Annotated in this window: 11 protein-coding genes; 4 read left to right on the top strand and 7 right to left on the bottom strand. The window is 43.2% G+C overall.

Annotated elements, in window-relative coordinates; translation table 11 throughout:
- Window positions 1-340: hypothetical protein (locus J7J01_04055; protein ID MCD6210056.1), on the bottom strand; the 340-nt coding region annotated here is incomplete at its 3' end.
- Window positions 341-638: 298 nt separating this feature from the next.
- On the opposite strand from J7J01_04055, the gene J7J01_04060 reads away from it, so the two are divergent.
- Entirely contained in the window at window positions 639-1,529 is an 891-nt protein-coding gene (locus J7J01_04060) for a radical SAM protein (GenBank protein ID MCD6210057.1), read from the top strand.
- 317 nt (window positions 1,530-1,846) lie between these two features.
- Here J7J01_04060 and J7J01_04065 read toward each other — a convergent pair whose 3' ends face one another.
- The 6 genes from J7J01_04065 to J7J01_04090 all read right to left on the bottom strand — a co-directional run bounded on the left by J7J01_04065 (window position 1,847) and on the right by J7J01_04090 (window position 5,392).
- Window positions 1,847-2,062 carry a hypothetical protein gene (locus tag J7J01_04065; protein MCD6210058.1) on the bottom strand — a complete coding sequence of 72 codons (216 nt, stop codon included), beginning with the start codon at window positions 2,060-2,062 and terminating at the stop codon, window positions 1,847-1,849.
- The gene (locus J7J01_04070) at window positions 2,055-2,633 is read right to left on the bottom strand and encodes a hypothetical protein (protein ID MCD6210059.1); all 579 of its coding nucleotides are present in this window, start codon (window positions 2,631-2,633) and stop codon (window positions 2,055-2,057) included. The genes J7J01_04065 and J7J01_04070 overlap by 8 nt, the downstream gene beginning before the upstream one ends.
- A gap of 99 nt (window positions 2,634-2,732) precedes the next feature.
- A complete protein-coding gene (locus J7J01_04075; protein MCD6210060.1) occupies window positions 2,733-4,055 on the bottom strand; it encodes a tetratricopeptide repeat protein in 1,323 nt (440 codons plus the stop codon).
- A gap of 32 nt (window positions 4,056-4,087) precedes the next feature.
- Window positions 4,088-4,237 carry a hypothetical protein gene (locus tag J7J01_04080; GenBank protein ID MCD6210061.1) on the bottom strand — a complete coding sequence of 50 codons (150 nt, stop codon included), beginning with the start codon at window positions 4,235-4,237 and terminating at the stop codon, window positions 4,088-4,090.
- Between the two features lie 82 nt (window positions 4,238-4,319).
- Entirely contained in the window at window positions 4,320-5,213 is an 894-nt protein-coding gene (locus tag J7J01_04085; protein ID MCD6210062.1) for a radical SAM protein, read from the bottom strand.
- A 14-nt stretch (window positions 5,214-5,227) separates the two neighbouring features.
- Window positions 5,228-5,392, bottom strand: coding sequence for a hypothetical protein (locus J7J01_04090; protein ID MCD6210063.1), 165 nt, complete (start codon window positions 5,390-5,392; stop codon window positions 5,228-5,230).
- 592 nt (window positions 5,393-5,984) lie between these two features.
- Between J7J01_04090 and J7J01_04095 the strand changes: the two genes are divergently transcribed.
- From J7J01_04095 to J7J01_04105, 3 genes are all read left to right on the top strand, one after another.
- Window positions 5,985-6,188 (top strand): hypothetical protein, encoded by a 204-nt coding sequence (locus J7J01_04095; GenBank protein ID MCD6210064.1) that lies wholly within the window; start codon window positions 5,985-5,987, stop codon window positions 6,186-6,188.
- Between the two features lie 185 nt (window positions 6,189-6,373).
- Window positions 6,374-6,514, top strand: coding sequence for a hypothetical protein (locus J7J01_04100; GenBank protein ID MCD6210065.1), 141 nt, complete (start codon window positions 6,374-6,376; stop codon window positions 6,512-6,514).
- 348 nt (window positions 6,515-6,862) lie between these two features.
- A complete protein-coding gene (locus tag J7J01_04105; protein ID MCD6210066.1) occupies window positions 6,863-7,036 on the top strand; it encodes a hypothetical protein in 174 nt (57 codons plus the stop codon).
- Window positions 7,037-7,085: the final 49 nt, after the last annotated feature.

The following is a 7,085-nucleotide window of genomic DNA, read 5'->3' on the forward strand; positions in this document are numbered from 1 at the left end:
CCTTTAACTTCTCCTCACCCTTAGCCCGCTCCTCGCTCACGAGCCCGATAACATACGCCACCGCTACAAAAATAGCACTTCGTTCAAAGACATATCTAGAAAGCGTGGCTTGGGGTGAGAAAAGCGTTATAAGAATGTAGAGTGAACTGAGAAAAAGAGCGACATAAACCGCTTTCTTACGATACCACACACCGGCTAAAAGAATGGGGATATAGAAGAAATGCGTATAGACGATTGTTTCTTTCCTGACAAAGCCGACAAAGAAGGCTAAGATAGCGCAGCCTAACACAGTAGAGAGCAATATAAGAAATCTATAGTTCAGCCTCTCTATCTTTATCATCTCTTACTTATCTATTAACATCCTCTTAATCTCCATTTAGGCTAATTACTAATTAATTAATAATGCTTTATCTTTTCACGTTTAAAAAGGTCAAGGGGCTCGTTGAAGGATAAACGAGAAAAAGCCTGCTTTTTTGCCTTCTCTCCCCTATTTCCTACGTTTATACATGACTTCTTAAAAGTTTTTCGTCGAGGACCTTTTCGATATACGCGTCACTTCTTGAAGATCAACAAGCGGATAAAGCGGATGTTAGAAGAACGCAAAAGAAACATTATACTTTATGTACTATAAAAAATAAATGCCAATAGAAGAATCTGAAACTGAACCTCGAGATGAATATAAATATAGGCACGTCCCATTTATCACACTCTCGGAGCTAAAGCCCCGCGTCTGGATTACGCTTTCCGGCTGCAACTTCAGGTGTAGAGGCTGTTTTAGCTTCGCTCGTGAGCCCACAGGCGAGCCGATGACAGTTGAGCAGTTAATAAACCTCGTGAAGAAATCATCTTCCACTTATTATGGCGATACTCCACTGGAAGAGGCAGTGATAACAGGCGGTGAACCCACGCTGAACAGAGGTTACCTTGTGGATCTGGTATCGCAACTAAAAGAATTTATTGGTGCTGTGGTGCTTGACACAAATGGATACCTCTTAGACGATAGTTACTTAAAAGAGCTATTAGAAGCGGGTTTAGCAGAAGTTATGTTCGACCTGAAGGCTTGGGATGAGAAACTGCATGAATGGTACACCGGATACTCGAATAAAAGGATATTGGCGAATATAAGAAACGCGTACGGAAAAGTAAAACTCGTAGTGAACACGGTGTACATACCCGGGATAGTGGACGAGCCCGAGATAGAGCAAATAGCGAGGTTCTTATCGGAAATAGACAAGAAAAGAGAGATAGATTACCGAATTAATCGGTTCAACACGAATCTGAGCCGCGAGAGAATAGCGAGGAATCCGTATCCCAGCGAGATAGAGCATGCTTACTCGATCGTCGCTAAATACATGAAACACGCAGTGATAGGCAAGAGTTGCGTGCGAGAACGTGAGATAGAAGAGAAGAGGGGCTGGATAACGGTCTTCCCTGATGGTACGCTAAAAAGGCGCACACTGGCTGATTATCGTGAAGAGAACAGAAGGATAGCACGGAGAAAATCCATATCTCACATTACTCCGTTTTAATCTGTTGCTTTTTTTCATACGAGCAAACACCGTAAAAAAGATGTATCTCTTTCCATCCATGCCATGAAGGCATTCGTTAGCTGAGCATACAAACCCCATCTCCCTGAGTGCCATATCAATTTGTCTTGCAGTGATGTTATAATCTTCGCTAAATCTCCTGATTACCTCTCTTAACTCTGCATCATTCAGATCAGCGTTATGATAAAAAGGGAATTGGATTCTCCCGGCTATTCTGCGGACATGCGCATCTACAAAGATCAATTTTGTGTAGTCAAGATCTCTCTCGTTAAATATCTTCCCCATTTGCAGTAACAGCATTAATTTAAAGACTGTGAAAACGCGAGATACCAGAGAGCAAGGTCAAAATCGCCGGTATAATCATTTATAGCATTGAAAGATTTCTTAAATACGTTATCCATGTCCCTGTTCTTACTAAGAAGCCAATTTACGGACAACCTCGCCTTTTGAATACTCTCTAATTCTATCTGCGATTTCTCTTTCTCTATTCCTATCTCTACTATATCTCTATTCACTCCTTAGAAACAACGATAAGAAATATGCCATTAGCGACCCAGCACACCCGGAGACAAAAGCCCCGAGTATAAGAATCGGTGCCCATTTTGAGGGTATCCACACGCCCGCATGAACTCCAATGCCTATCCAGGTAATCACCAAACACGCTACATTACCAAGACCTCCGCCTGTTACAGTTACACCCCCAACTCTGGATTTAGATTTAGATTTAGACGCTGACGCCATTAGCTCTACAATACTACCCATTGAAAGCAGAGCTACAATCGCATAAATGCCAAACCAGATTGGTGAAACGATTCCGTACCATGGTGTGATAATGATGCAAAAAGAAGCAATTAAGAGCGAAGTAACGATCCCTGCATATCTCTTTTTTATAATCACATATGCTAACGCTACCCAGAATACGAATATGAACCCACCCAAAAAAGCCATTCCCGCCGCAGGTCCCGGTACGCCAAGCCATTGAGTAAACGCCTTTATCGGTAGATAGGTGTTCAGCATAGCACTGCCAAGAGCAAACAGGAGCATCAAAGAAAGCTCATATACCTCGAAATACGATTTCAGGTTCATCTCTTTTTCTTACCCCCTATAAAATATAAAATATGGCGGTTTTCATATTTCTCAATCCATCCGCCGCCTTTGCCTCTACTCCTTTTTTCTTCTCCCTCATCACTTGCCAAGTATCTCGTACATCATTGGTATTGATATGGATTTACCCGCGTTTATCTCGTTCAACAATGTTTTTATATCCTCTACTCTGTATTTCTTCCAGCCCTGTAGGTTCGGATCGCTGTCCAATCTGCTAAAAAGGCGTGTTAAAACATCCTTCGCTTCGCTATTGTTCCCCACTTGCGAGCACGCACAGGCTAATCCGATATTACCCTCAAGCCAGTAGTTCTCATGAGCGATTTCGCGATTCGCTATCTCTGGATGCTCCACCAAATACTTAAAATCTTTTATCGCTTTATCATATTCGCCAAGGTCAAAATATGCTAAGCCCCGTTCGTAATATGCACCAGGAATGTCTGCAACTGCGGTTTCCTCTGATTCTATCATATCCGTGCACACGTTTATTGCTGCATCAATATGTTCCCTTGCTTCTTTATCTTTTCCCTGCTCCCTGTATATTTTAGCTAAAAACCGGTGCGCCTCGGCGACATAGCCAGAATCCGGGAAACTTTCTATTATCTCATTGCCATATTTTATCGCCTCGTCATACTTACCAAGTTGATAAGCAGCTATCATTCCGGGCATAAGCGCCAAATCCTGCTCCTCCGAGCCTTCTGCCATCGAGATATACTCAGTAGCCAGCGAGTATGCCTCATCATATTTGCCGAGTTCAATGCAAACTGGTGCCTGATGCTCCAGCGCCGTATCTATCCTTGCTAAATCAAGCGCTTTTTTGTAGCTCTCGTAAGCTTTTTCTATTTCGCCCATGGCGAGATAAGTTCTGCCCATATTGGTATATACCGCTGCAACTCCTTCCACTCCGGCTTTGTTACGTATCCAATCTTTGGATTCAAGCGCTTTCTCATATTCTGGAATGACCTTTGTTGCCCTATTGGTGTATGAATCTACATACAGGTATAGAGCATTTCCTTTGCCGAAATGCGCCAGTGCGTAATTCGGGTCTAACTCTAACACCTTATTAAAATCTGCCATTGCATTATCGAATGCCTCCTGTTCATCTGTAAGTCCCGCTTCTATATACGTCTGACCTGGAAGTTTGTCGTAATGATGGAAGAAGCTATCAGTCGCATAACAAGCGCCTCGATTGTAATACGCGTCCACAAACCCGGGATTCAACTCAATTGCCCTGTTATAATACTCAATCGCCTTATCGTAGTACCCTGCTTCTTGCGCCTCTTCGCCGAGATTGTAGTAATGCATGTATTGCGAACCGGTTACCAGTGTATAAGTGGCAGCCCCAAGAGCTATTATCAGCCCTATTATGCAGACCACAGCCACAATCTTAGCTCTGCTCTCTACCATTTTCCTTATTCTACCTTCCCTTATAGTGAGGGCTATGCTCCCCCCTTACCCTTTTTAATGCTCCAGAAGCTCATGACCGCGCCAATAGCGAAAACTATCGCTGCCAGAACCTCAGGCCATACCAGTGCCAGATAGTCCCCAATTGTTGTCGCTCCTGCTGTTATGGATACCGGTACACACATGTTTTCATATCCCTCCTATCCTTTTATTTTATACACTTACCCCAAAAATATGTAAATATATAAAACTATTATAAAAAAGATGTTACCATATACATTTAGTACAGACGGGATGTGTGCGCATGTCCCTGATGAACACAGTTCTTGCCTTCAGAATGGTTTTAAAATTGTCATTGAGTGCATTTCCCAGGGAATAATTCGGGAGATAGCAGCAGGGCGTTACTTCACCATTCCAGGCAACGAAAATGCTCCTCTTTACATAGATGCAGGGCAATATGTGCTCTCGCGGGAGATAAATCTTATATCGCTTCTCTTTGCTCAGTTTCTTCACCTCGCTGAACAGCGTCTCTTCCTCATCTCTCGTTATGTATCGCACGTCAGAGTCCACTTTGTATACATTAAAGAGTCTATGGAGGATTACTGCATCTATACCCAAATCTATGGCAGTTTCAATAAGGTCAGGAATTTCATCATAATTATCACGATATATGGTGATATCAAAATACGTTTTTGGGATAACCAAATTTCTATGCGACCGCTCACTTAGGAGTTTCTCCAGACCGGACTTGAATCTATCGAGAAAATCCATGTTGTAGATCCCGAAAGCGAGATCATTCAAGCCCGAGGCGAGGATGTTCCTCACATGCTCTTCAACGAGTATGCCGTTGGTTGTGAGGTTAGTTATCACGCCACGCGATTTTGCATAGTTCAGCATATCAAACAATTCAGGGTTTAAGAGCGGCTCACCCCAGCCGTGCAGTCCGACATAGCGGAAATTGTATGCGTCAAGTATATGCTTAAAATGTTCAAAAGAGAGAGAACCTTCCTTCTCCTCGAGATGCCGCCTCATGCAGATTTTACAGTTCAGGTTGCATTCTCTTGTAGGTTCTATTTGCAATGTCAGATAACTGAATATTCGCTTGAGCATTTTTGGTGAGGGAAGAAAAAATGAAAAAGGAGTGGCAGGTATTCCACTCACTTACTCCTTTATTCCTATTCCTCTACCTTCCCAGTATTTCGCCTTCTTAGCGGGTGGAAGAAGTTCAATACGAAGATGCTCCCGAGAACAGCGGCGCCTATAATCTGGCTCATCGCTATCGCCTGGGCTACTACTGCCCCACCCACTGTCGTTGCAGTTACACTTATTGGTGCACACATATTTTCTACATCACCTCACTTATTATTTATATTTTTAGTATATTTAAGACTTTCGGGTTTTATCTGTTTTTAAATTATGTATTATTTAACCCTCTCCACCAAATATTCACAAAAGATCATCATATCACTCTCCAATCTATTAAAAGTGAAGCTATAACGATGCTGAAGGTCGTGATACTCGCAATGTGCTATGAAACTTGTTTTAGCCATAGAATACCACTCTTTAAAACCGTTGGCTTTTAGATTTACTCTGTCCTCTGTGACAAAGATCACTTCTCTTTGTGTCGTTTTGGTTGGCACTGCCATTTCTTTGGGTTTCAGGGATAAAGGAAGCCTATAAAGGCTTGCTGAATGGTGACATTTTGGTGAGGGTTAAAAAGATTGGAAGAGAACCAGATTGAGGTGGATGATCAAGAGCAAAGTAAGTCGTATCTCAGCATCTTAGCCGGCTTGATTAAGGATGCTGCATTGGGCTATTACTTATGACTACTTAGAAGAGAACACCTTCGCCATCAAATATGGTTATATTTTTATACAACTTAGAACTTACTTTTAATTTAGAATACTAATGGAGTTATGAGGGCAGAATAGGATGGATAAAAAGGTGCTGAGAGGATTGCTGATAATTATCGTATGTGTGGTGCTGGTGACATCCGCGGTATCCGTGTTTGTGCTGCATTCTGAACATTCAGAACTTTTAGAAGGTTTTCTATATGGAGCGATAGGGGTAGGGCTATTCATGATAACAGCTAAGATACTGTCCCTGATACAGAAAGAGGGGAAGCAGGAGGATTGAGTTCGGTATACCGCCTTTCCTCATCTATTATTTCGGTGCGGCACTGGTACCGCTGCTGGGTAGGGGGAGAGCGAGGAAGTTTTTTCTCGTTGCTTTAGCCGCTTTGGGGCTTGTCTCCGTTGCGCTGATCCAACTCCATACCAGCTGGGTAATCCCCACTTTCCCGGGGGTCAAGCAAACATTTATTGCATGCCGATAGGCTCAGCCTGCTCAGCCTGATAATGGGGTATATATTCGCGTTAGCAGGCGGTGGTGCAATAATATACGGGCTCAGCACAATAAAGGAGGGGGTCAATATGTGTGGTAGTGTGGATTATTATACATAGGCGGTGTGATGGCGCTCTATGGCGTTATATTTGCAATATTGTAGAACGATGTGAGAAAACTCCTCTCTTATCACATTGTGAGCTAGTTAGGTTATACGGTAGCAGGCGTGGGAATGGGTGTTATGGGACTGAGACTGCATGCCGCCGCTACTGCTATGGCTACTAGTGACACTGGTGGAGAATTTAGCGTTAGATGACGCTTTTCCTGTTCTTCATGCGGGGATGCTTCGCACCTCATGAGAAGATGACCTTCGACATTGATTACCTGTACAGGAAGGCAGGCAGGGGGTTATATGGTTCTGCCGGAATCCGGCAGCGGCATCGGTAATACTGCTGACCACGACCGGTATGAGATTGATAAAGCCTCTGCCTCTGAATCTTAATCATTATCATCATCCAGAGAGGATGGAGCAGCGAGCGATAGAGGAGCCAGCGGAGAGATTGACTATAGGAATTGGAATCGCGGTATTGCCGGTGTTGTTAATCTTTGCTCTGTACCTGATAGTGATGTTAATTCCCTAATCCAATACCAATTCCTCCTTCTTCCCTAATAACCCCTCTGGCTTGTACA

Source organism: Methanophagales archaeon (assembly GCA_021159465.1).
GTDB lineage: Archaea > Halobacteriota > Syntropharchaeia > Alkanophagales > Methanospirareceae > G60ANME1.

Coding starts and splice junctions, on each gene's coding strand:
- J7J01_04075 (MCD6210060.1), bottom strand. CDS start 4,055: ATGGTAGAGAGCAGAGCTAAGATTGTGGCTGTGGTCTGCATAATAGGG.
- J7J01_04080 (MCD6210061.1), bottom strand. CDS start 4,237: ATGTGTGTACCGGTATCCATAACAGCAGGAGCGACAACAATTGGGGAC.
- J7J01_04105 (MCD6210066.1), top strand. CDS start 6,863: ATGAGATTGATAAAGCCTCTGCCTCTGAATCTTAATCATTATCATCAT.
- J7J01_04060 (MCD6210057.1), top strand. CDS start 639: ATGCCAATAGAAGAATCTGAAACTGAACCTCGAGATGAATATAAATAT.
- J7J01_04070 (MCD6210059.1), bottom strand. CDS start 2,633: ATGAACCTGAAATCGTATTTCGAGGTATATGAGCTTTCTTTGATGCTC.
- J7J01_04095 (MCD6210064.1), top strand. CDS start 5,985: ATGGATAAAAAGGTGCTGAGAGGATTGCTGATAATTATCGTATGTGTG.
- J7J01_04090 (MCD6210063.1), bottom strand. CDS start 5,392: ATGTGTGCACCAATAAGTGTAACTGCAACGACAGTGGGTGGGGCAGTA.